The organism is Halocynthiibacter sp. C4 (assembly GCF_028823805.1).
Classification (GTDB): domain Bacteria; phylum Pseudomonadota; class Alphaproteobacteria; order Rhodobacterales; family Rhodobacteraceae; genus Falsihalocynthiibacter; species Falsihalocynthiibacter halioticoli.
The window spans coordinates 959794-982744 of sequence record NZ_JAPEIE010000001.1; the positions used below are offsets into that span (position 1 = coordinate 959794).

Annotated in this window: 17 protein-coding genes and 1 pseudogene; 7 read left to right on the forward strand and 11 right to left on the reverse strand. The window is 55.0% G+C overall.

Annotated features, from left to right (window positions below):
- Positions 1-9: 9 nt before the first annotated feature.
- The 4 genes and pseudogenes from OU789_RS04700 to OU789_RS04715 form a co-directional block, all read right to left on the reverse strand.
- Positions 10-1803: pseudogene (locus OU789_RS04700) on the reverse strand (aminopeptidase P family protein); the annotation flags it as partial.
- A 96-nt stretch (positions 1804-1899) separates the two neighbouring features.
- Positions 1900-3777: a cobaltochelatase subunit CobT gene (cobT, locus tag OU789_RS04705; protein WP_263953595.1), complete on the reverse strand. Its 1878-nt coding sequence runs from the start codon at positions 3775-3777 to the stop codon at positions 1900-1902.
- 45 nt (positions 3778-3822) lie between these two features.
- Positions 3823-4809: a cobaltochelatase subunit CobS gene (gene cobS, locus OU789_RS04710; RefSeq protein WP_274653745.1), complete on the reverse strand. Its 987-nt coding sequence runs from the start codon at positions 4807-4809 to the stop codon at positions 3823-3825.
- Positions 4810-5004: 195 nt separating this feature from the next.
- Entirely contained in the window at positions 5005-5637 is a 633-nt protein-coding gene (locus tag OU789_RS04715; protein ID WP_263953593.1) for a J domain-containing protein, read from the reverse strand.
- Positions 5638-5760: 123 nt separating this feature from the next.
- Between OU789_RS04715 and OU789_RS04720 the strand changes: the two genes are divergently transcribed.
- Positions 5761-6018, forward strand: coding sequence for a BolA family protein (locus tag OU789_RS04720; protein ID WP_274653747.1), 258 nt, complete (start codon positions 5761-5763; stop codon positions 6016-6018).
- Here OU789_RS04720 and OU789_RS04725 read toward each other — a convergent pair.
- Positions 6010-6483, reverse strand: a complete 474-nt coding sequence (locus OU789_RS04725; protein ID WP_274653749.1) for a DUF4177 domain-containing protein — start codon at positions 6481-6483, stop codon at positions 6010-6012. The genes OU789_RS04720 and OU789_RS04725 overlap by 9 nt on opposite strands.
- Positions 6484-6579: 96 nt before the next feature.
- On the reverse strand, positions 6580-8091 hold the full coding sequence (gatB, locus tag OU789_RS04730) for an Asp-tRNA(Asn)/Glu-tRNA(Gln) amidotransferase subunit GatB (protein WP_263953590.1): 1512 nt from the start codon (positions 8089-8091) through the stop codon (positions 6580-6582).
- Positions 8092-8395: 304 nt separating this feature from the next.
- On the opposite strand from gatB, the gene OU789_RS04735 reads away from it, so the two are divergent.
- Entirely contained in the window at positions 8396-8935 is a 540-nt protein-coding gene (locus OU789_RS04735; protein WP_446719165.1) for a lytic transglycosylase domain-containing protein, read from the forward strand.
- Here OU789_RS04735 and OU789_RS04740 read toward each other — a convergent pair whose 3' ends face one another.
- Positions 8936-9688, reverse strand: coding sequence for an SDR family oxidoreductase (locus OU789_RS04740; RefSeq protein WP_274653754.1), 753 nt, complete (start codon positions 9686-9688; stop codon positions 8936-8938).
- Position 9689: 1 nt separating this feature from the next.
- Positions 9690-12242, reverse strand: a complete 2553-nt coding sequence (pepN, locus tag OU789_RS04745) for an aminopeptidase N (protein WP_274653755.1) — start codon at positions 12240-12242, stop codon at positions 9690-9692.
- Positions 12243-12440: 198 nt separating this feature from the next.
- Between pepN and OU789_RS04750 the strand changes: the two genes are divergently transcribed.
- Both OU789_RS04750 and OU789_RS04755 read left to right on the forward strand, forming a co-directional pair.
- A complete protein-coding gene (locus OU789_RS04750) occupies positions 12441-14585 on the forward strand; it encodes a malate synthase G (RefSeq protein WP_274653757.1) in 2145 nt (714 codons plus the stop codon).
- 203 nt (positions 14586-14788) lie between these two features.
- Positions 14789-15541, forward strand: a complete 753-nt coding sequence (locus OU789_RS04755) for a gamma-glutamyl-gamma-aminobutyrate hydrolase family protein (RefSeq protein WP_274653759.1) — start codon at positions 14789-14791, stop codon at positions 15539-15541.
- A gap of 6 nt (positions 15542-15547) precedes the next feature.
- Here the strand turns inward: OU789_RS04755 and OU789_RS04760 are convergent, their stop codons facing one another.
- A complete protein-coding gene (locus OU789_RS04760) occupies positions 15548-16018 on the reverse strand; it encodes a GNAT family N-acetyltransferase (protein WP_263953584.1) in 471 nt (156 codons plus the stop codon).
- Positions 16019-16397: 379 nt separating this feature from the next.
- Between OU789_RS04760 and OU789_RS04765 the strand changes: the two genes are divergently transcribed.
- The 3 genes from OU789_RS04765 (at position 16398) to OU789_RS04775 (ending at position 20904) form a co-directional block, all read left to right on the forward strand.
- Positions 16398-17972: a Re/Si-specific NAD(P)(+) transhydrogenase subunit alpha gene (locus tag OU789_RS04765; RefSeq protein ID WP_274653762.1), complete on the forward strand. Its 1575-nt coding sequence runs from the start codon at positions 16398-16400 to the stop codon at positions 17970-17972.
- Positions 17973-17985: 13 nt separating this feature from the next.
- Positions 17986-19419, forward strand: coding sequence for an NAD(P)(+) transhydrogenase (Re/Si-specific) subunit beta (locus OU789_RS04770; protein ID WP_263953582.1), 1434 nt, complete (start codon positions 17986-17988; stop codon positions 19417-19419).
- 201 nt (positions 19420-19620) lie between these two features.
- Positions 19621-20904 carry a DUF3422 family protein gene (locus OU789_RS04775; protein WP_274653764.1) on the forward strand — a complete coding sequence of 428 codons (1284 nt, stop codon included), beginning with the start codon at positions 19621-19623 and terminating at the stop codon, positions 20902-20904.
- A gap of 65 nt (positions 20905-20969) precedes the next feature.
- Here the strand turns inward: OU789_RS04775 and OU789_RS04780 are convergent, their stop codons facing one another.
- Positions 20970-21893, reverse strand: a complete 924-nt coding sequence (locus OU789_RS04780; protein WP_274653766.1) for an ABC transporter permease — start codon at positions 21891-21893, stop codon at positions 20970-20972.
- Positions 21886-22893 carry an ABC transporter permease gene (locus OU789_RS04785; RefSeq protein ID WP_263953579.1) on the reverse strand — a complete coding sequence of 336 codons (1008 nt, stop codon included), beginning with the start codon at positions 22891-22893 and terminating at the stop codon, positions 21886-21888. The genes OU789_RS04780 and OU789_RS04785 overlap by 8 nt, the downstream gene beginning before the upstream one ends.
- Between the last annotated feature and the right edge of the window lie 58 nt (positions 22894-22951).

Here is a 22951-nt window from a genome sequence, read left to right on the forward strand (position 1 = left end):
GTCTCCTTTTAATGGCGCGCAGGCCTCTTTGAGCCAGCTTCGAGTTGGCTTGCTAACATGATCACGCAAAAGCTTCCATGTGGCAAAATGATATTGGTTGATCCAGTCAATTTCCGCCTTGTTTAGAAGCGACGTCATGATCAGGCGTCGATCAATGGGTACAAAGGTCATTGTGCGAAACCGAAGGAAGTCGCGCTCGGGGTCTGCATCTGCATGGGCGGGGGCAGGTTCCACGGCAATGAGGTTTTCAATACGAATACCGAACGCCCCCTCGCGGTAATATCCGGGCTCGTTAGAGAGGATCATCCCTATTTCCAGCGCAATGGAACCGGTTTTGGCAAGGCGCTGCGGCCCTTCGTGGACGGAAAGATAACTGCCGACACCATGGCCGGTCCCGTGATTGAAATCTTGCCCTGCTTGCCAAAGCGCCATACGGGCAAATGGATCAAGGTCGCGACCTTTAGTGCCCTTCGGGAACTCTGCGCGGCTGATCGCGATCATCCCTTGAAGGACGCGCGTGAAACAGCGTTTTTCCGTTTCCCCGATCTCTCCGACAGCGATGGTGCGGGTGATGTCGGTTGTACCATCCTGATATTGGCCACCGCTATCGACCAACAAAAGCTCGCCCGATTTGACGGGGCGATTTGTGCCTTCGGACACGCGGTAATGCATGATTGCACCGTGCTCACCAGCGCCCGCAATTGTTTCGAAGCTAATTTCGCGCAGAGCGTTGCTTGCGCGGCGGAAGGCCTCGAGTTTCGTGACGACATCGATCTCGGTGAGTGTGCCGTTAGGCGCGTTTTCGTCAAGCCAGCACAGAAATTCTGCCATTGCCACCCCGTCTCGCAATTGGGCGGCATCGGCACCTGCAAGCTCGACTTCGTTCTTGCATGCCTTTGCAAGCGCACAGGGATCCGGCGCTTCGATAGTCTCGGCGCAGATTTCGGCTAGGGCGAGCGGCGTAGTCGCCGGATCAAGCAGAGTGGGGCCTTTGAGAGCGGCGACGAAGTCGGGCATCTCGCTTTCAGCATCCAGCGCAACCGAAGGGCCGAACTTCTCTGCAACCTCGTTAAATTTTGTGGGATCGGTGAAAAGGTCTACGTGTCCTGCGGCGTGTAAGACGGCCATCGCGTGAACAACGGGATTGCGCGGGATATCGGCGCCACGCACGTTCAAGAGCCAACAAATCGCATCTGGTTGGGTAATGATAGATTGTGACGCACCCGCATCCGCAATTGCTGTGGCCATGCGCTTGATCTTGCTTTCGTGGGGTTCACCGGCGAATTCAAGTGGCTGGTCAACGGCAGGAGCAGCGGGAGGGGCAGGGCGGTCGACCCAGATTGCATCAAGCGGATTTTCCTCAAGCACAACTATCTCAACACCGGTCCCTTTGAGGCCGCTTTCGAGCGCGCGTATGTCTTGAACAGTATGGAGCCATGGATCGATACCAAGCCGCAATGGCCCTTTTGATTGGCTTTTGATCCAGTCTGCTGCCGATTGCTCGGGCCATGGAACTGGCGTGAAATGAGCTAGATCAACCTGCGATTTCACCTGCGTTCTATATCGTCCGTCAATGAATACACCCGCGATCTCGGGGAGCACGACGCAGAATCCAGCAGAGCCCGTAAATCCGGTGAGCCAAGAGAGCCGTGCATCGCAATCTGCCACATATTCGCCCTGAAACCTGTCTGCACGTGGCACGATGAATCCATCGAGATTTCTTGCCTTAAGCGCGGCGCGAAGTTTTGCCAGCCGTTCCGGGCCGAACTCTGGGTGGGAAACGGTTCCAAAATCTTGAAACATGCACGACCTCCGATAAATGGCGCGCTTTAGATCTGCTCGCCAAGTTTTTGTTGTTATAGGTGGCGCGGTTATACGCACCTATTCCGCATCAGACGGTTAACCGGCCTGCCGGATACCAAGAAATTTGGCGCGCGCTCGCGGGTCATTGTCAAAGAGTGCTGCGAGTTGCTCAGTCATGGCGCCGGCGAGCTGTTCTACATCCGTGATCGTCACCGCGCGGTCATAATAGCGGGTCACGTCATGGCCGATACCAATAGCCAGCAACTCAACCAACTTCTTCTTCTCGACCATAGCGATCACATCGCGCAGGTGCTTCTCAAGGTAGTTCGGCGGATTGACCGATAGCGTGCTGTCATCCACCGGCGCACCGTCGCTGATGACCATCAGGATTTTGCGCGCTTCGGGGCGGTGAATGGTGCGTTTGTGCGCCCATTCCAGCGCTTCACCATCGATATTTTCCTTGAGCAAGCCTTCTTTCATCATCAGCCCAAGGTTCGGGCGAGTCCGCCGCCAAGGGGCATCTGCGGACTTATAGATGATGTGGCGCAGGTCGTTCAGGCGGCCCGGCTGCTGCGGGCGGCCTTGCTGCAGCCAAGTTTCACGGGCTTGTCCACCTTTCCAAGCGCGGGTGGTGAATCCGAGTATCTCGACCTTGACCTGACAACGTTCCAGCGTCCGCGCAAGAACATCCGCACAGATCGCCGCGATCGAAATCGGACGCCCCCGCATGGAGCCGGAGTTATCGATTAGAAGCGTTACGCAGGTATCACGGAACTCTGTGTCTTGTTCAACTTTGAACGAAAGCGGCGTTGTCGGATTGGCAATCACGCGTGCGAGGCGGCCAGCATCCAAAATGCCTTCTTCCTGATCGAAGTCCCAGCTCCGGTTTTGTTGGGCTTGCAGGCGGCGTTGCAGCTTGTTGGCAAGTCGCGAAACAGCGCCCTTCAGCGGCTCAAGCTGTTGGTCAAGATAGGCGCGGAGACGCTCAAGCTCGGCGGGTTCTGCCAATTCCTCGGCGAGAATTTCCTCGTCGCAATCTGTTGAAAAGACCTGATAATCCGGATCAGCCTCTGAATGTGCAGCAGGAGGAGGCGGGTCCATTGGGGCGTCGCCATCTGGCATATCTGCTTCGCTGCCGTCTTCCTGATCGGCGGCATCATCCATGGAAACCTGTGCTTGGCTTTGGTCCTGACTGTCGTCCTGACTTTGCTCGGGCGCGGCTTCAGCCTCTTCTTCTTCGTCGTCCTCACCGGTTGAATCGGGGTTCTCCGGCTCTTCTTCAGCTTCGGGCTGGGCTTCTTCGTCGCTGCTGTCGTCTTCGCCGTCCGGGTCTTCACCAAGCTGGTCGCCATAGCCAAGATCGTCGATAATCTGGCGGGCGAGCTTTGCAAAAGAGACCTGATCTGCGAGCATTTCTTCAAGCGATTCAAGCGTACCGCCGGCCTGATCCTCAATAAATGGGCGCCAAAGCTCCATGACATTCGCCGCACCCGCGGGAAGGTCGCGGCCTGTTGCAAGATGGCGGATCAAATACCCTGCTGCTTCGGCAAGCGGGGCTTCCGATTGCGCGCTGATATCGCCATAGCCCTTACGGAGCGCCTCGTTGCCGATTTTGGCGTCGATATTGCTCAAGGTGCCGGGCATGTCGCGGCCACCGACGGCCTCGCAACGGGCGTTCTCCATTGCTTCGTAGAGGTCCCGCGCCATTTGCCCTTGGGGGAGATAGCGGTTGTGGGTCGCGTCGTTGTGATACTTGTGACGAAGTGCAAGCGCATCGGCGTTGCCTCGCGCAAGCAGAACTTCCTCACGGCTCATCCGACGCGTTACCTGCGGCAAGCGTACCGAATCCGCCGTTTTTCCGGGAGGGTCAACGGTATAGGAGACCGAAAGCTCCGGATCATCCGCAAGAACACGGGTCGCATCAGCAAGCGCCTTTTTGAACGGATCGGCGGGGTTGTCAGACTTCTTCTGCATCCTATGCCTCCGCTGTTAGGGCGCGGCGATTATGCATGGGTGCGCTCATCCGAGGCTCATGCTTGCGGCGCTCTCTGGGAGTTCCTCGTCAAAACAACGCTGATAGAATTCAGCAACTGTCTGGCGCTCAAGCTCGTCGCATTTGTTGAGGAAGCTCAAGCGGAAGGCATATCCAACGCTGCGGAAAATCTGAGCGTTTTGCGCCCACGCCAGCACGGTCCGTGGGCTCATGACGGTGGAAAGCTCGCCGTTCATAAACGCCGTTCGGGTAAGGTCAGCAACGGTCACCATTTGTGAGATCGTCTTGCGGCCCTTGTCCGTGTTGTAAGCAGGGTTCTTGGCAATCACGATGTTCGCTTCGGCATCGTGGCTAAGATAGTTCAGCGTGGCAACAAGCGACCAACGGTCCATCTGGCCTTGGTTGATCTGCTGGGTGCCGTGGTAAAGGCCGGTTGTATCGCCGAGGCCAACGGTGTTTGCGGTGGCGAAAATACGGAAATAGGGATGCGGTGTGATCACCTTGTTCTGGTCAAGCAAAGTGAGCTTGCCGTCTGCTTCAAGCACCCGCTGGATGACGAACATTACGTCCGCGCGGCCTGCGTCGTATTCATCAAAGACAATCGCGGTATTGGTGCGGAGCGCCCAAGGCAGGATACCTTCCTGAAATTCCGTAACCTGTTTGCCGTCTTTAAGTTTGATCGCATCTTTACCAATAAGGTCGATCCGGCTGATGTGGCTATCGAGGTTCACACGCACAGATGGCCAGTTGAGGCGCGCGGCAACTTGTTCAATATGGGTTGATTTACCTGTGCCGTGGTAACCTTGGATCATCACACGGCGGTTATGCGCAAAACCAGCGAGAATGGCGAGCGTGGTGTCGGGATCAAACTTATAGGTGCTGTCGAGCTCTGGCACACGGTCGGTTTTCTCGGCAAAGCCCTTAACAATCATGTCGCTGTCAATTCCAAAGACATCGCGTACCGAGATCTCTTCTGTTGGTTTTACGTTTTGATCCATTGCTCCGTCCGCCATCGTCTGTTTCCTTGAAATTCACGCCGCGCGCGCCTCGTTTTCAAGAGGTGTTGTGCTTGAAAATCAAGTGACGTGCAAGGGCGGCGCGGATTTATCGGCGTCAATCTCTGCATGACGCCGTGAAACTACGGTACACTATGAAAAAGGGCCGCAACATTGTGCGACCCTTTGGTTGGTGTGTGGCGTATGACGCGCCTAATCTTTGAATACGCGGCTGTCTTTGATCTGGTCCCATGCCCAAACCACTTCCTGCAAACGCTCCTCGTCTGAACGGTCGCCGCCGTTCATGTCAGGGTGAAGGATTTTGATAAGCTTTTTGTAAGCTTTGCGGATTTCTGCCTTGGTCCAATGATCTTTGGCCTCGAGAATTTCGATGGCCTTGCGTTCGGTCGGGGGCAGGCGGCGTGTACCAGTAATAGATTTGCCGGGATTGCGTGTGGCGTTCTCGCCCAGAACCTGATGCGGATCATCGATGCCAAGGCGTTCCCATGCGCGCTGCTCGGCAGATTTTTTGCCGAGCGGCTTTGTCTCGCGTTCCCAGACACGATCTTTGCCGAGCTGCTTCTCGATCTCTTCCTCTGTGGCACCGTTAAAGAAGTTCCACTTGAGGTTAAATTCCCGCACGTGGTCCTTACAGAACCAAAGATATTCGTCGAGGTGATCGGGCGAGCGTGGCGCGCGATACTTGCCGACTTCCTCGCAACCAGGATGCTCGCATTTGCGCGTAGAGGTTTCAAAGGCGCCAGACATGCCGCGCCGCCCTCTGGTGCGTTTTTTCTTGTCGGAAGAAACGCTCATGTCAAACCCGAAGGGATCGTCTTTCTTCATGCTGGCGTCCTAAAACTTTGTGGCCTACAACGGCCGTGTCCAACCTGTGCCTGAGCCAATTCGCGACTCGGAGCAGAGAGTTTAGTGTTTTGGCCAGCAAGTTGAAGCGGAAAAGGTGGAAAAATGGCAATCGCAGAAAAAATTCACGAAAAACTTACAGCCGCCTTTGCGCCGGACACGCTTGAGGTGATCAACGAAAGCCACCTGCACGCTGGACACGCAGGAGACGATGGATCAGGCGAGAGTCACTTTCGAATTGTGATCAAGGCGTCCGAGTTTGCAGAAATGTCGCGTATCAACCGTCACCGCGCCGTTCATAAGGCGCTCGGTTCTGATATTGTTTCACGCATTCACGCCTTAGCGCTTGATATCTCAGGCTGACTTTTCGCCGTCTTTGTTGGCTTTTTTGTCGTCAGTAGCGGCGTCATCGCTTTCTACTTCGGCTTCATCCGTGTCGGTTTCTGCGCTGTCTTCTTTGCTGCTATCTTCGTCGTTTGACAGTTTGGCGATTGCGGCAGGTTCGGGTGCGGTCGCAGGGCCAACGGATTTGCCAAAGGGTGCAAAGAGCGATTTTCCGCGTTCGGGGGCAGCAAGCTTATTTTCGTTTTCTGCTGTTGCTTCGCGACGAAATACGAGGACGGATTGAAACGAATTTGACTTGGTGCCGAGGGTCGATCGCTCGACACAGGGCAATGTCTCTGAGCGCAGATACTCCCAGCCTTCACGCGCCATTTTGTTCACTTCGTCAGTGAGTGCATTGGCAAAGCGGGCTTCGGTAGTACGCATCCCTTTGCCTTTGAGGCCTTTCTGCGGGGCAGGAACGATCTTGTATTCAAAGGCAGTCATCTTTGGTGTCACTCCGTTGAAGATGTGAAGTCCCTAAAGGATTTACCGAAAAACTCAAGTGTTTCGGCCGCTCCGACGGGCGGAACGGCGCGTAACTTAGCCTGCGAGTTTCTTGGAAACGATCTCGTTGACCGCTTTCGGGTTCGCCTTGCCGCCAGTCGCTTTCATAACCTGTCCGACGAACCAACCGGCCAGTTTCGGGTTGGCTTTGGCTTTCTCAACCTGCGCTGGGTTATCGGCAATAATCTGGTCCACTGCGGCTTCGATTGCGCCCATATCGGTGACCTGCTTCATGCCGCGCTCTTCCACGATCTTTGCGGGGTCGCCACCTTCGGTATAGACGATCTCAAAGAGGTCTTTGGCGATCTTGCCTGAAATATCGCCTTTGGTGATCAATCCGATGATCGCGCCAAGCTGCTCAGGTGTGACGGGGCAGGAATTGATATCCTTGTCGTCTTTCTTGAGACGGCCAAAGAGCTCGTTGATCACCCAGTTTGCTGCGAGTTTGCCGTCTTGGCCCTCGGCGACCTTCTCAAAGAAAGCAGCATTTTCGGCTTCGGCGGTCAGAACACTTGCGTCATAGTCTGTCAGGCCGAAGTCGCTCATAAAGCGCGCTTTTTTCTCGTCTGGAAGCTCTGGGAGGCTTTCTTTTATGCCATCTACCCAGTCTTGCTCGATTTCGAGCGGAAGTAGGTCAGGGCAGGGGAAATACCGGTAATCATGCGCTTCCTCTTTGGAGCGCATAGAGCGTGTTTCGTTCTTGTCCGCGTCATAGAGGCGGGTTTCCTGATCGATTTCGCCGCCGCTTTCAAGAATGGCAATCTGACGCTTGGCCTCGTAATCAATTGCCATCTGGATAAAGCGCATGGAGTTCATGTTCTTGATTTCGCAGCGGGTTCCGAGGTGGCTGAAATCTTGCGTTTCCTGATATTTTTCGTACTGCCCCGGGCGGCAAACAGAGACGTTAACATCCGCGCGCATGTTACCGTTTTGCATGTTGCCGTCACAGGTACCGAGATAGCGCAGCAACTGGCGCAGCTTCATCACATAGGCAGCAGCTTCTTCGGGGCCGCGAATGTCGGGGCGGCTGACGATTTCCATCAATGCAACGCCTGTGCGGTTAAGGTCCACAAAGCTCATTGCGGGGTCCATATCGTGGATGGATTTGCCGGCGTCTTGCTCAAGGTGGATACGCTCGATCCGCACAAGGCGCGCTTCGCCATTGCCCATTTCAACCAGAACTTCGCCTTCGCCAACGATGGGGTGGTAAAGCTGGCTGATCTGATACCCTTGAGGAAGGTCAGGGTAGAAATAGTTTTTGCGGTCGAAGGCAGAGTAAAGGTTGATATCCGCTTTAAGGCCAAGCCCCGTGCGCACGGCTTGTTCTACGCAATATTCGTTAATCACTGGGAGCATGCCTGGCATCGCGGCGTCAACGAAGGCAACATTAGAGTTCGGCTCTGCGCCGAAAGTGGTGCTCGCGCCGGAGAATAGCTTGGCATTGCTGGCGACCTGTGCGTGGATTTCCATTCCGATCACAAGTTCCCAATCGTGCTTGGCGCCCGCGATTGTTTTGACTTTGGGCGTTGTATAGGTCAGGTCGAGCATGTGGTTTTCCCTCGGCAACCGCCTGTTGATAGGCCAACAGGCCGCATTTTTCTCAGTTCAAGCCTATCTAGATCAGCCGCCCAAGCGAGGCAAGAGGATCGCCGCTATTTTGCGCGTGTTTCCGCAAGCTATACGCGGGAAACGAAAAGTCGATTGCATCCGGTTTGTGATCTGGTGTTTCTTTTGCCGGTAATTCAAGAGGAGTTTGCGGATGCAGCGCATTGGCGGATTGACAAAACGGGCTAAGATGCTCGGATGTGGTGTTGTTCTAGCTGTTTTGGTTGGGTGCGGCGAAGGCGGGTTCATGGGGAATGCTGCGGACTCTGGTGAATTCAAACCAAGTGTCGCGCGATGGGACCACCTGCCGAGCGGTGATGTCTGGACCGAAACAACATTGAACGCTTTGCAAACGCACGGCGCGGTCCTGCCGAAAACAATCCCCGCTGACATCCACCAATGGTGCCCTGCCTACGCAGAAAACAGTGAAAGCCAGCGGGCCCAGTTTTGGGTAGGTCTGATGTCGGCGCTGGCGAAATGGGAAAGCACGTGGAATCCAAAAGCCGTCGGTGGGGGCGGACGTTGGTTCGGCCTTGTCCAAATCGCTCCGGCAACGGCGCGCGGATATGGTTGCGATGCGAAAAGCGGTGAGGAGCTCAAAAACGGCTCCGCCAACCTCTCCTGCGCTATTCGCATTTGGGCAGAGACCGTGCCACGCGATGGCGTGGTTGCCGCGAAAGAGAATGGCAGGCGCGGCGGAGTTGCTGCCGACTGGGGACCATTCAGCAGCGCCTCCCGTACCGCGGACATGCGTAAATGGACGAGCCGCCAAAGCTATTGCGAATAATTACCGCCCGCCTGTGACGTCAAGGAAGCTGCCGGTCATATACGATGAGGCGTCCGACAGCAGATACAGTATCGCTTCTGCGATTTCTTGCGCTTCGCCCGGGCGTCCCATGGGAACCATCGGCGCAATGCGGTCTTCGCGGCCTTCCTCGCCGCCTTTTGCGTGGATTTTTGTTCGTGTAACGCCAGGGCGAACCGCATTTACGCGAATACCCTCGCGGGCGTTCTCTTTGGCCAGCCCGATTGTGAACGCATCTAACGCGGCTTTTGCAGCGGCGTAATCCGCGTATTCATTCGGACTTCCAAGCAGTGCGGCAACCGAAGATACATTAACGATCACGCCGCCTTTGCCGCCATAGCGATGTGCCATAAGGCGAACGGCGGTCTGGGCGCATTGCATCGGGCCGATAGTATTCACCGCGAACATTTGATCCAGGCGTGCGCGGCTCATGTCCTCGACCCGTATACTCGGCCCGACAATGCCAGCGTTATTTACCAATGCATCAAGCTGCCCAAGTTCCGAGGTGAACGTCGCAAACACCTTTTGGATGTCTGCCTCGACCGAGATATCGCCTTGTAGCAAGACCGTTTTTGCCCCCAGTGCTTCTGCTGCACGGGCGGTTTCTTCGGCGCCCTTTTTATCAGTGCGGTATCCAATTCCGATGTTGTAACCGCGCGCCGCAGCGAGTTTGGCCGTTTCCGCACCAATCCCATCGCTTGCGCCAGTGATCAAAAGGTTGCGCCGTTCGTCCATATCAGTCTCCTAAAATGCGGGTAACCATCTCTGTCGTATCCCGCGAGAGTTTCGGAGTTGCGAGAATGCGGCTCAGCTCTGCCTTGATGAGCGCTTGACGGTCGGCATCATAGCGCCGCCAACTGTCAAAGCAGGTGCTCATGCGGGCAGTGGTTTGGGGATTTGCGGCGTCAAGTTTAATGAGCCAATCCGCAACTAGCCGATAGCCGCTGCCGTCTGGTGAATGGAAGCCAGCCATGTTGCCAGTCAGCCCGCCCAGCGTTGCGCGGAAGCGGTTGGGATTTTTCCAATCAAACGCGGCGTGTTTAGTAAGAGCTTCTGTGGTTTGAACAGCGGCTTCAGGCGCGGCGAGCGCGGTTTGCAGGTTGAACCATTTGTCCATGACAAGCCGGTCGTCTTTCCACTGTTCCTCAAAGGCCGCAAGTTGTTCGCGCCCGCGATCAATCCGCAGGAGGCAGGCAAGTGCTTGAAGTTGCTGGGTCATATTGTCAGCCGCCGCAAATTGCGCCCGCGCTTGATTGCCACCATCAAGTCGCGACAATAACGAAAGAACCGCGCCCTGAAGCGCACGTTTGCCAGCAGGCTCCGCATCCGGAGAATAGGGGCCGTCCACATGCATGTCGGCATAGATTTTGGGCAGCACGTCTTGCAGGTGCGTTGCATAAGAGAGCGCAACTGTCTCAAGCGCGGTGTGAATGCGGCTTGGGTCTGGAGTATGGCCCGCATCAAAGAGCGTTTGGGCAATGTCATCCGCGCTGGGCAGCGCAAGGACAAGTGCGCGGAACGCGGGATCTAGGCTGTCATCGCGCAGCACTTTGGAAATGGCATCCAAAAGATCACTGCCAACTGTGCTGTCGTCGGTCAGCATGCGCGTGATTGTATCTTTGGCCAAGGCACGGCCAGCTTCCCATTTGTTGAACGGATCAGTGTCATGGGCGAGGAGGAAGGCGCGTTCGGCGTTTGTTGTTTCGCGCTCAAGGATCACAGGAGCGGAAAACTCGCGCAGGATAGAAGGAATGGGCTTTGCGGCGAGGCCAGAGAAGCGGAAGCTTTGTTCCTCTTCTGTCATTTCCAGCATGCAAGTCTCGCGGACTTCGTCGCCGTTGGGGTTGAGCAAACCAACAGCGATCGGAATAACGCGCGGGTCTTTTTCTGGCTGGCCTGGAGTAGGAGGCGTTTCCTGTTTGAAAGTCAGGATATAGGTGCCGTCCTCGAACGCTTCGCTCACCTTGAGGCGCGGTGTGCCCGCTTGCGAATACCACAGTGCGAATTGTGAAAGATCGCGCCCCGTCGTGTCTTCAAATACCTTGAGCCAATCTTCAATCGTCGCGGCCTCGCCGTCATGACGTTCGAAATAGAGATCAAGTGCACGTTTATAGTTTTCATCCCCAACAAGCCGCTTGAGCATTCCGATAATTTCAGCGCCTTTGTCATAGACCGTAGCCGTATAGAAATTGTTGATTTCGACAAAGCTCTCTGGGCGCACAGGATGCGCCAGCGGTCCGTTGTCTTCTCGGAACTGACGAGCGCGAAGTGTTATCACATCGTCAATCCGCTTCACCGCGCGGCTGCGCATGTCGCTGGTGAATTGCTGGTCACGGAAAACTGTCAGTCCTTCTTTCAAACAAAGCTGGAACCAATCTCGGCAGGTAATGCGGTTGCCTGTCCAGTTGTGAAAGTATTCGTGGGCAATGATCCCTTCGATCCGCTCGAAATTCGCGTCGGTTGCGGTTTCGGGACTGGCCAGAACGCAGGAAGAGTTGAAAATGTTCAAGCCTTTGTTCTCCATTGCGCCCATATTGAAGTCATCCACGGCCACGATGTTGAAAATGTCCAAGTCGTACTCGCGGCCATAAACCTCTTCATCCCACGTCATAGAGCGTTTGAGCGCTCCCATTCCGAAGGCGCATTTTCCTTCATCTCCGGGGCGAACATAGATGTTGAGCTCCACCTCTTTGCCGCTATTTGTGGTGAAGCTATCTGGGTGTGCCACAAGGTTTCCGGCAACTAGCGCAAAGAGGTAGGCGGGTTTGGGCCATGGATCGTGCCATTCTGCAAAGCCTTCGCCTTGTTCAACCGGATTCCCGTTGGAGAGCAGCACGCTTTCGCTCCCTTGAATGCGAACCTTGAACTTTGCCATCACGTCTGGGCGGTCGGGATAGTAAGTGATTTTTCGGAATCCCTCGGCCTCGCATTGGGTGCAATACATGCCGCCGGACATATAAAGCCCCTCAAGTGCGGTATTGGTTTCGGGCGAAATCTCGACCACGGCTTCAAATACAAACGGCGCATCTGGCACATCTGCAGTTAGTCCAAGATCGGTAACTTCAGGAGAGATCTCTTTACCGTCAATCTTTGCAGAGATGAGCTTCAGGTTTTCGCCATGTAGGAAAAACTCACGTGAGTCACTGTCTGGATTGGGGCGGAAATTGATCTTGCTTTTGACCCGCGTGGCGCGCGGCGCGAGATCAAAGTTCAACTCCACCCCATCAATCAGAAACGGGAAGGGTTTGTAATCGGCGAGATAGATTTTCTGCGGAGCTTCGTTGGTCATGGCGTCTTTCCTTACTGCTTGGCCAAGGTTGACCGCAATTCGCCGAAAGCTGCAAGCAATTGGCATAAACTGTTTTCCTATTCTGTTGAAAATCCGAAAAAACCTTTCCCGAAAATTGGTAAAGAGTTTTGACCGCAAATCTTGCCATCACAGGTGAAAGCCCATAGGTTTTGCGCAAACATATTCAGGAGTTGCACGATGGCGCAGTATGTAGAGAGAGCGGGACTTCAGGTCGCGCTGGAATTGGCAGAGTTTATCGAAACGCGCGCCATTGTCGGAACAGGGGTTGAGCCTGCGGTGTTTTGGGATGGCCTTTCTGGCCTTATCCACGAGAAAGGCCCGAAGAACCGCGCTTTGCTTGAAAAACGCGCCGAGATTCAGGATCAGATTGATCGTTGGCATGTTGAGCACCGCGGCCAGTCTCATGATCCGGTTGAATATGAAGCCTTCCTGCGCAGCATTGGCTATCTCGTTGAAGAAGGCGAAGATTTCTCCATTGATACGGCGAACGTTGATCCGGAAATCGCCACGATTGCTGGGCCGCAGCTTGTGGTTCCGATCATGAACGCACGCTTTGCTCTTAACGCCGCGAATGCGCGGTGGGGAAGCCTCTATGATGCGTACTACGGCACGGATGCGCTGGGCAGCCTGCCGACTGTTGGCGGTTTCGACCCAGAGCGCGGCGCACAGGTTGTTGCCGCAGCAAAGGCACATCTTGATGCCACCGTCCCGCTCGCGGGCGCGAAATGGGCCGATGTCACTGGCATAAGTGTTGATGACGGCAAGGTTAGCTTTGCGACCGAAGGCGGAAATGTTGAGCTTGAGAATGCAGCACAGTTTGCTGGCGCCAAGGCGGATGGGTCCGAGGTTCTGTTTGTCAAAAACGGCCTACACATTCGCGTCGTGATCGACAAATCCCACCAGATCGGTGCAACCGACCCTGCGGGGATCGCAGATGTAATCCTAGAGAGCGCGATCTCAACCATCATGGATTGCGAGGACTCGGTCGCTGCTGTGGATGCAGAAGACAAAGTGCTTGCCTATTCCAATTGGCTCGGATTGATGCAGGGCAACCTATCCGAAACCGTGACCAAAGGCGGGAAAACCTTTGAGCGTGTACTTGCTGACGATATCGAGTTTGTTGCGCCTGATGGTTCGGATCTTAAACTAAAAGGCCGCTCTCTCATGCTCGTTCGTAATGTCGGGCACCTGATGACCAATCCTGCGATCCTCGACAAAGACGGAAACGAAGCGGGCGAGGGGTTGATGGATGCGATGATCACCACATTGATCGCCATTCACGACCTGAAGAAAGATAGCGGCAACTCGTTGCACGGCTCTGTCTATGTGGTGAAGCCAAAGATGCACGGGCCAGAAGAGGTTGCCTTTGCAGATGAGATTTTCACAGCGGTTGAGGGCACGCTTGGCCTTCCAAAGAACACCGTCAAACTCGGTATTATGGACGAAGAGCGCCGCACATCTGTAAACCTCAAGGAATGTATTCGTGCCGCCAAGAGCCGCGTTGCCTTTATCAACACAGGCTTCCTTGATCGCACGGGCGATGAAATCCACACGTCGATGGAAGCAGGGCCGTTTCTCAAGAAAGGCGACATGAAAACAACGCCTTGGATCCTGTCCTATGAGGACCGCAACGTAGATATCGGCTTGGCTTGCGGGTTGCAGGGCAAGGCGCAAATCGGCAAAGGCATGTGGGCGATGCCCGACATGATGGCGGATATGCTTGCAGCGAAATCCGGTCATCCCAAAGCGGGCGCGAACTGCGCATGGGTGCCAAGCCCGACAGCAGCAACGCTTCATGCCACCCATTACCACGAGATTGATGTTTTTGCGCGTCAGGACGAGATCAAAGCGGGCGGGCCGCGCGGCACACTCGCGGCGCTACTTACGATCCCGACTGCGGATAGGCAAAACTGGAGCGAAGAGGAAATTCAGGCAGAGATCGAGAACAATGCCCAAGGTATCCTTGGCTATGTTGTTCGTTGGATCGATGCCGGTGTTGGTTGTTCCAAGGTGCCGGACATCAACAACGTTGGCCTGATGGAAGACCGCGCCACTTGCCGGATTTCGAGCCAAGCTTTGGCAAACTGGCTGCACCACGGAGTTGTGAGCGAACCGCAGGTTATGGCCGCGATGCAGAAGATGGCTGCCGTGGTCGATGGTCAGAATGCGGGCGACCCGACTTATACGCCAATGGCGCCGAACTTCGATGGCATCGCGTTCCAAGCGGCCTGTGACCTTGTGTTTAAAGGGCGTGTCCAGCCTTCGGGGTATACCGAGCCCGTGCTGCACGCACGTCGTCTGGAGCTTAAAGCACAGGCATAGTTGCAGATAAATTGTGCAAAGACGGGGGAGCTTGTGGCTTCCCCGTTTTCGTTTCCTCAACAAGCTTCTTTGCGATTTGCTATTGATCTCTGTGCGGTATTAAAAATGTGAGCCGCGCCGACTGTGCGTTTCCGCGCATAATCTTGCAGTTATCCAACTGCTGCGCCGTGGTATAGAGCTCTGAAGCAAACAAGCGAGGCAGTATGGCGCGACCAGTCGTCGGTATCATCGGGAACCGGTTTCTTATTAATGACGAGTATCCGGCCCATGCGTCCGGTTCCATGAATTCCGAAGCAATCGCCAAAGTTTCGGGGTGTGTTCCGTTGATGGTGCCTTCGGATTCAGATCTGGTAGAGATCGAAGACCTGCTCGCGTGTTGCGATGGTTTTATGTTCACAGGGGGGCGACCAAATGTGCACCCCGAAGAATATGGCGAAGAAGAAACCGAGGCGCATGGCCTTTTTGATCGCGCACGAGACTCGCTTACGCTTCCGCTCATTCGCGCATGTGTAGAGCGCGGCCAACCCATTTTTGGCGTTTGTCGTGGATTTCAGGAAGTGAACGTCGCTATGGGCGGTTCGCTTCATCCGGAAATCAGGGATCTTGAAGGACGGGACAATCACCGTATGCCGCCCGATGGTACGCTTGAAGAGAAGTTTGCGCTTCGCCATGTTGTAACATTCAGCGATGACGGCCCATTCGAGCAGCTCCTTGGTGCGCGCCAAGTGATGACCAATACGCTGCATGGACAGGGTATCAAGGTCGCAGGCCCGCGCGTGATTGTTGACGGCCACGCACCGGATGGTACGCCCGAGGCCCTCTATATAAAGGACGCGCCCGGTTTTACGCTTTCGGTTCAGTGGCATCCGGAGTGGAACGCAGAAAACGATAGGGTTTCCCGGAAGTTGTTCGGCGCGTTCGGGGATGCGGTGCGCGATTGGGCCGCAAAAACATAAGGCGGCCTAAAAGAGATCGCGCGCCATATTGTATCGGTCAAGCTCAACGCCTTCGCGCACAATGGTTTCGCGGCTGGTTATATGCCAGCCTCGTTTGGCAAAGAAGGGCTGTGCCATGCGACTGGCTTCGGTGAACAGGCGCTGTAGGCCGAGGGCGTGTGCATCCACTAAGATAAGGTCATAAAGCGCCCCAGCGACATCGGTGCCGTGGTATTCCGGCAAAACGAACACAAGATCAATGTGGCCGTCCTGTTCCAGAGTAAAAAAGCCGATCACTTCGCCGTCATCCTCGGCCACCCAGCAGGCTGTCTGCGCGAGACGCTCCGGCCATCCAGGGCGCATCTCTTCGCTTGCGGCCCAGGCCGAGCGTTGTTCCTCGCTGTAGTAATCTGCGGTTCCTTCACGAATAGCGCGATAGAACACGGCATAGGTCGGCTCGGCGTCTTCTACCTTGTAGCGCCGGTACGTTCGGGTCATGACGCCCTCCGAATTGACGCTAGGGAAGCATTGCGCGTGTCATTGCAAAAGAAACGACCAAACCCATTGGCGGAAACCTTGGCGAAAACGGCGTCCTTGCCTACGCAATGTTGCAACACCTTTGGCGCCGCGCTTGCGATGGAGCCATTTCCGTTCGGTGAGCCTATTATCCGAGCAATATCAGACATCTTACCCTCTAACACCTTGCGCATCGTGGCTTTCTATCGCGGCTTTGGCAAGTGAATCCGTATCTTGGCAATTGAGAATCTTTATGAAATCCGCGGTGGTAACTTGAGAAACAATCTTGCGCGAGATATGAGGTGATCGGCCCACAGATTTCAAAACCTGTGTTTTAGATAGAGAAAAGGGGAAAAGTGCTGTGAAAATCGGAGCACCGAAGGAAGTTTTCGAGGGGGAGGCACGCGTTGCCATGACGCCCGAAAGCGCGCTCCAGTTGCAAAAGCTGGGATACGAATGCGCGATCGAAGCGGGCGCGGGGAAGGGCGCTGGTTTTTCTGATGCCGCTTATAAAGAAGCTGGCGTTGAAGTTATTCGCGGAGCCGCCGCATTGTGGAAGGCCTGCGATATCATCGCCAAGGTTCGCCAGCCAAATGCCACGGAACTTAAGCGTCTGACCAAAGACAAAACTCTGATTTCCTTCTTTAACCCTGCTGCGAATGACGATGGTATGGAGGCTGCCAAGTCTTCCGGTGCCAATGTTATCGCAATGGAAATGGTGCCGCGCATCAGCCGTGCGCAAAAGATGGATGCACTAAGCTCCATGGCAAACATCGCCGGTTATCGCGCTGTGATCGAAGCGGGTAACAATTTTGGCCGGTTCTTTACGGGTCAGGTGACGGCGGCGGGTAAAGTGCCTCCAGCCAAGGTTCTTGTTGTTGGTGCCGGTGTTGCCGGACTTGCCGCAATCGGAACGGCCACCAGCCTCGGTGCGATTACCTATGCGTTCGATGTGCGCCCAGAAGTGGCGGAACAGGTCGAGTCCATGGGGGCCGAATTTGTTTACCTCGACTTTGAAGAAGAACAGCAAGATGGTGCCGCAACTGGCGGCTATGCCTCTGTTTCTTCGCCAGAATTCCGCGAAGCACAGCTTGCGAAGTTCCGCGAATTGGCGCCAGAAGTCGATATCGTGATTACGACCGCCCTTATCCCGAACCGCGAAGCTCCAGAGCTTTGGACCGAGGATATGGTTGCAGCAATGAAAGACGGCTCTGTCATCGTTGACCTTGCAGCCGAAAAAGGCGGCAACTGTAAGCTGACCGTCGCGGACGAGAAGATCGTAACGAAAAATGGCGTAACCATCATCGGTTACACAGACTTCCCATCGCGCATGGCGGCACAGGCATCGTCTCTCTATGCCAACAACATTCGCCATATGATGTCCGATCTGACACCTGAAAAAGACGGTCAGATCAACCACGATATGGAAGACGATGTGATCCGCGGCGCGACTGTGACCTACGAAGGTGAAATCACCTTCCCGCCGCCGCCACCCAAAGTGGCAGCAATTGCGGCGGCCAAGCCGAAGCCGGCTGCGCCCGAACTCACAACCGAAGAGAAAAAGGCCCAAGAAGTTGCGGCATTCAAAGCTCAAACCAAGCAGCAATTCACGTTGCTCGGTGTCGGTGGTGCGCTCATGCTTCTTGCCGGTCTCTACGCACCAGCAAGCTTCATGCAGCACTTCATCGTGTTCGTTCTTGCCGTATTCGTCGGTTTCCAAGTGATCTGGAACGTCAGCCACTCGCTTCACACGCCACTTATGGCGGTGACCAATGCGATTTCGTCGATCATTATTTTGGGTGCGCTCATGCAGATCGGGTCGGGATCGTTCCTCGTCATTCTGTTGGCGGCTCTGTCGATCTTCATGGCCGGAATTAACATCTTCGGCGGCTTCCTCGTGACACGGCGTATGCTCGCCATGTTCCAGAAATCTTAAGGGGGTAGGGATCATGGAATTTGGTTTCACCACAGCCGCTTACGTTGTTGCGGCGGTTCTTTTCATCCTGTCCCTTGGCGGATTGTCCGGACAGGAAAGCGCGAAACGCGCGGTTTGGTATGGTATCGTCGGCATGGCGCTGGCGGTCTTTGCAACGCTCGTCGGGCCGGGGTCTGGCCTCTGGGTGCTGTCGATCGTTCTCATCGTAGCTGGCGGCGTGATCGGCACCTATGTCGCGCAACGCGTCCAGATGACCGAGATGCCGCAGCTTGTGGCGGCGATGCACTCGCTTGTTGGTCTTGCGGCGGTATTTGTGGGCTATAACGCGCACCTCGAGCTTGGCAATGTTTTGTCGATGGACGAGACAGCACGCCACGGCCTCGAAGGGTTTGCGGCTTTGCTTGCGCATAAAACTCCGGTTGAACAAAACATCCTGCGGATTGAATTGTTCCTCGGTATCTTTATCGGTGCGGTGACGTTCACCGGTTCGGTTATTGCCTATGGCAAGCTGGCGGGTAAGGTCACATCGGCGGCGCAAAAGCTCCCCGGTGGTCATGTTCTGAACGCTTCGGCCGCTATTTTGTCGCTTGTCTGCCTTGTCTGGTACTTCAACACTGGCGGCATCTTGCCTCTCTTTATCATGACGCTGGCAGCCTTCTTTATTGGCTATCACCTCATCATGGGGATTGGCGGCGCGGATATGCCCGTCGTTGTATCGATGCTTAACAGCTATTCTGGTTGGGCCGCGGCGGCGATTGGTTTCTCGCTCGGCAACGACCTTCTGATCGTTGTAGGCGCGCTGGTTGGTTCTTCGGGTGCGATCCTCTCTTATATCATGTGTAAGGCGATGAACCGCTCCTTCATCAGTGTTATCCTCGGTGGCTTTGGTGGCGCTGCGGGGCCGCAGATGGAAGTCGAAGGTGAGCAAGTCGCGATTGATGCAGATGGCGTTGCTACCGCACTTGAAGAAGCGGACAACATCATCATCATTCCTGGCTATGGTATGGCCGTGGCACAAGCTCAGCAAAGCGTTAGCGAGCTGACAAAGCGCCTGCGCGCCAAGGGCAAGAATGTGCGCTTTGCGATTCACCCTGTTGCGGGTCGTTTGCCGGGCCACATGAACGTGCTTTTGGCCGAAGCCAAAGTGCCATATGACATCGTGCTTGAAATGGACGAGATTAACGAAGATTTCCCCGAAACCGATGTTGCCATCGTGATTGGTTCGAATGACATCGTGAACCCAGCCGCACAAGATGATCCAAACAGCCCGATTGCCGGCATGCCGGTTCTGGAGTGTTGGAAAGCCAAGCAGGTGTTCGTGTCCAAGCGCGGGCAGGGTACTGGCTACTCCGGTATCGAGAACCCGTTGTTCTATAAAGAAAACACACGGATGTTCTATGGCGATGCGAAGGCAAGCCTCGATCAACTGCTGACGATGATCAACTAACATCACTTCCGTTTTCGGAAGATCAATACCAAGCGCTCCGCCGGATATGGCGGGGCGCTTTTTCTTTGTTTGACGTTTTTGTATACATTCGCACACCATTAACGCATTGAAAACAATGCGAAAATTTCTTTACACTTTGGTGCGGCGCCTTATGTTGGATGAAAATCATAGCCCACTATTCACGGGCCGTAAGGGGCAAGTATGGACGAGATCAAAGATCATCCAGACCGATATCATTTGGCGAATGAACTTCATGCACGGCCATTCCCCGCGCTTTCCGCGCCAGCGAGCGCCGTTTTTCTGGCGCTAAAAACACCAGATGGCCAAGAGCGAGACTATGCAGCCGAGCGTGCGCATCTTCTGGATTTACTGGACCGTCACGGCGCTGTGCATCCACGTCCCGGCGCGACACACTACTTTGGCCCACTTGGCCGCCATTTTCTGAAATGGGAGAGTCATAGCGAGTTCTTAACCTATACGATCTTCACCGAAGCGGCCTCGAGTCGGGCGTTCGATCCGAAGGGTTTTGAAGTCTTTCCAAAAGATTGGTGCGCCAAAGCGCCCGGACTTCGGCTTACGTCCGCGCATTTTCATATCGAGAAGCGACCGGAGCATGACGAGGCAATCCTTGAAAATCTGATTCAGTGGTTTGTTCCGGAAAGCCTTGCCGTGAGCGAAATTTTGGATGCTTCTGCGCTGGTTGCCTCTGACTTTCGTATTGATGAGGCTGGCCATGTCAGGTTTGCAATGATGATGCAGGATGGCGTTGGTCCGCAACGGACAGGGCGTATTCTTCAACGGCTATGTGAGATCGAAACCTATAAGACTATGGCCATGCTCGGCTATCTCACGGCCAAAAATCTAATGGGTGAAATTGGCCCCATTGAATCCGAATTAACGGGTGTTGTGGCGCGGATGGGGACAACAGTGGACGCCGCCGAGGAGACCCTTGCCGAGCTCAAGCCTCTTACAGCGAGGTTGGAGCAGTTGACTGCTGAAACAAGCTATCGGTTTGGCGCGACAAACGCGTATGAGGCAATCGTAAACCAACGGATCAAGATATTGCGTGAAGAACGGTATAGAGGGCGACAGACCTTTGACGAATTCATGATGCGTCGATTTGATCCTGCGATGCGCACCGTTACGGCTGCGGAGAAATTGTTGCAGCGGATGTCAGATCGGGCGGTGCGCGCTGCTGAGTTGCTGCGCACGCGGGTGGATGTGGAGCGCGGACGACAAAATCAAGAGATCCTGCGGTCAATGGACAGACGCGCGGATTTGCAATTGCGCCTCCAACAAACTGTTGAGGGGCTCTCGGTTGTCGCAATATCTTATTATGCTGTCAGTCTTCTGGGGTATTTCTTTGCACCTATGGCCAAGAACTTTCATCTTTCCAAAACGGTTCTGACTGCGGGGCTTGTACCGTTTGTCGTGTTTGGAGTTTGGATGTACCTGAAAAACCTCAAGAAGCGAATTGGTCATTAAAGACACGATGGTTTTGCCATAAGAAAAGGGGCCACAAGGCCCCTTTGTTGTTTTTGGTATGTTGATTAGCGCCCGCGAATGCGTGGATCGAGCGCATCGCGCAGCCCGTCGCCGATATAGTTAACCGACAGCACCGTCAGCGAGATCGCAATGCCCGGGAACAGAACGCGCTCTGGGTACTGCTGAAGGAAGTCAACGCCGTCAAAGAGCAATCGGCCCCATGTTGGGAAGTCTGGTGGGAAGCCGAGGCCGAGGAACGAGAGCGCACTCTCTGTGATAATGGCATTGGCAATTCCGAGCGTGGCCGACACCATGATGGGCGACATCACGTTGGGCAGAATATGCCGTAGGATCATCTTGCGCGGGGCGGTACCGATGGAATGGGCAGCCAAAACAAACTCGCGTTCCTTGAGCGCTAGCACGTCACCGCGCACAATCCGCGCAGCCTGCATCCAGCTTGTTATGCCGATCGCGAACACCATCAGGATAAAGATGCCGCCCTCCGGCCCGAATACCGAACTTAGTCGTTCGCGGAACAGCAGGATAATCACCAAAAGCAGCGGAAGCAGGGGCAGGGCGAGGAACAGGTCGGTCAAGCGCATAAGCGGCCCGTCGAGCCATTTGAAATACCCAGCCAACACCCCGATCAATGTGCCGAGGAACAAGGAAAGCGCCATCGCGGTCATGCCCACTGCCATGGAAACCTGACCCCCTGCCATCATCCGCGCAAAGATATCGCGGCCAAGCTGGTCAGTGCCAAAAGGATGCGCAAGGCTTGGCCCCTGGTTGCGGGCGCGGATATCGATATGGGTTGGATCAATGCTCCACACCCACGGCCCGACAACGACGAACAACAGGATTGACACAAATATGATCAAGCCGACCATCGCGCCGCGGTGGGTCTTGAACTGATCCCAGACGTCCCACCACTGGCTGCGGGTTGCAGTTTCTTCGGTGGCGTCGTTTGAATGTACGGCTGTCTTAGTCATAGCGGATCCTTGGGTCGAGGATACCATAAAGGATATCGGCAATTAGATTGAACAGGATGATCAGGATCGCAAAGATCACGGTCAGCGTTTGAACTGTTGGAAGATCGTTGGCCTGAATGGCCGTAATCAGAAGCTGGCCGAGGCCATTCACCTTGAACACCTGTTCGGTAATGATCGCACCGGAAAAGACCGTCGGCACACCAAGCGCAATCACCGTCACAACAGGGATCATCGAGTTGCGCAGCACATGGACCAAAACGACGGCCCGCTCGCCGAGCCCCTTTGCACGTGCAGTGCGAACGTAATCCTGATTGAGGTTGTCGAGCATGGAGGCGCGCATAAAGCGGCTGATCTGGGCTGCGTTATAAAGCGCCAGAACAAAGACCGGCATCACCATCTGCTTGAGCTGTTTAACGAAGGAAGGCCAGTCGTTCACAACCAGTGTCGTGTCATAAATTGATGGGAACCAGCCAAGGTTGACCGAGAAGATCACGATCAGCAAAACACCGGTAAAGAAGGTCGGAACCGAGAAGCCGACCATCGAAATGAATGTCCCGATTTGATCGAAGATCGAGTACTGACGATAGGCTGAGATAACGCCGATCGGAACAGCGATCATGGCACCAATCACATAGGAAAGGCCAACAACCCAAAGAGTTTGCGGGATACGTTGGGCAACGACGTCAAGAACCGAGGAGCGCCATTGCCAAGAAATGATGCGGGGCAGACCTTCGGACCAGCTGGTTCCGAATAAAGCGTCTGCGAGATAAAGCGGTTCAACCACATAGAACTGGTAGAGCCATTTGACAAAGCGGATATGGATCGGTTGTCCAAGGCCGAGAGCCTCGCGCATCTGCGCCTTTACTTCTGGAGGGACCGTCAAGGGCACTTGTGCCATCGGATCGCCGGGTGCGAGTTCCAGAAGCAGGAAAATGACCAACGAAATGAAAATAAGCGTCGGGATCGCGAGCAGCAGCCTGCGGAGCGTGAATGTGAGCATGTGGTTTGCCTCGGGCCGATTGATCGGCTCTGGTATTCAGGGGAAGCCAAGATATGGA

Excerpts from the sequence above, each read along its gene's own strand:
- cobT (WP_263953595.1), bottom strand. The coding sequence starts at position 3,777 with ATGCAGAAGAAGTCTGACAACCCCGCCGATCCGTTCAAAAAGGCGCTT.
- cobS (WP_274653745.1), bottom strand. The coding sequence starts at position 4,809 with ATGGCGGACGGAGCAATGGATCAAAACGTAAAACCAACAGAAGAGATC.
- OU789_RS04715 (WP_263953593.1), bottom strand. The coding sequence starts at position 5,637 with ATGAAGAAAGACGATCCCTTCGGGTTTGACATGAGCGTTTCTTCCGAC.
- OU789_RS04720 (WP_274653747.1), top strand. The coding sequence starts at position 5,761 with ATGGCAATCGCAGAAAAAATTCACGAAAAACTTACAGCCGCCTTTGCG.
- OU789_RS04725 (WP_274653749.1), bottom strand. The coding sequence starts at position 6,483 with ATGACTGCCTTTGAATACAAGATCGTTCCTGCCCCGCAGAAAGGCCTC.
- gatB (WP_263953590.1), bottom strand. The coding sequence starts at position 8,091 with ATGCTCGACCTGACCTATACAACGCCCAAAGTCAAAACAATCGCGGGC.
- OU789_RS04735 (WP_446719165.1), top strand. The coding sequence starts at position 8,396 with ATGGGGAATGCTGCGGACTCTGGTGAATTCAAACCAAGTGTCGCGCGA.
- OU789_RS04740 (WP_274653754.1), bottom strand. The coding sequence starts at position 9,688 with ATGGACGAACGGCGCAACCTTTTGATCACTGGCGCAAGCGATGGGATT.
- pepN (WP_274653755.1), bottom strand. The coding sequence starts at position 12,242 with ATGACCAACGAAGCTCCGCAGAAAATCTATCTCGCCGATTACAAACCC.
- OU789_RS04750 (WP_274653757.1), top strand. The coding sequence starts at position 12,441 with ATGGCGCAGTATGTAGAGAGAGCGGGACTTCAGGTCGCGCTGGAATTG.
- OU789_RS04755 (WP_274653759.1), top strand. The coding sequence starts at position 14,789 with ATGGCGCGACCAGTCGTCGGTATCATCGGGAACCGGTTTCTTATTAAT.
- OU789_RS04760 (WP_263953584.1), bottom strand. The coding sequence starts at position 16,018 with ATGACCCGAACGTACCGGCGCTACAAGGTAGAAGACGCCGAGCCGACC.
- OU789_RS04770 (WP_263953582.1), top strand. The coding sequence starts at position 17,986 with ATGGAATTTGGTTTCACCACAGCCGCTTACGTTGTTGCGGCGGTTCTT.
- OU789_RS04775 (WP_274653764.1), top strand. The coding sequence starts at position 19,621 with ATGGACGAGATCAAAGATCATCCAGACCGATATCATTTGGCGAATGAA.
- OU789_RS04780 (WP_274653766.1), bottom strand. The coding sequence starts at position 21,893 with ATGACTAAGACAGCCGTACATTCAAACGACGCCACCGAAGAAACTGCA.
- OU789_RS04785 (WP_263953579.1), bottom strand. The coding sequence starts at position 22,893 with ATGCTCACATTCACGCTCCGCAGGCTGCTGCTCGCGATCCCGACGCTT.